Source organism: Lactiplantibacillus sp. B652, from assembly GCF_023806745.1.
In the GTDB taxonomy this organism is placed as follows: domain Bacteria; phylum Bacillota; class Bacilli; order Lactobacillales; family Lactobacillaceae; genus Lactiplantibacillus; species Lactiplantibacillus pentosus.
Genome location: NZ_JAMSKY010000135.1, coordinates 1 through 230, shown reverse-complemented (window position 1 = coordinate 230; position 230 = coordinate 1). Strand labels below are relative to the sequence as shown.

1 protein-coding gene is annotated in these 230 nt (G+C 38.7%); it reads left to right on the top strand.

Going from position 1 to position 230, the window contains the following annotated elements:
- Positions 1-230, top strand: a 230-nt coding sequence (locus tag MZO40_RS17315; RefSeq protein ID WP_252133502.1) for an ATP-binding protein, incomplete at both ends; no start/stop codon positions are given.

Here is a 230-nt window from a genome sequence, read left to right as displayed (position 1 = left end):
ACCTATTGGATCATCAAGATGAAGCACCCAAGTCCTTGAGTGATGCCTTATTCGAATTGACAACGGCTGAGCTTAAATACCGGGAACAAAAAAAGATTAATTTGAGAATTAAACTAGCCCGCTTTCCATATGAAAAAACGTTAGCTGACTTTGACTTTAGTTATCAACCGGGAATTAACCAAGGGATAATTGAGGACTTGGGATCACTAAGATTCACCCAAGAGAATCAA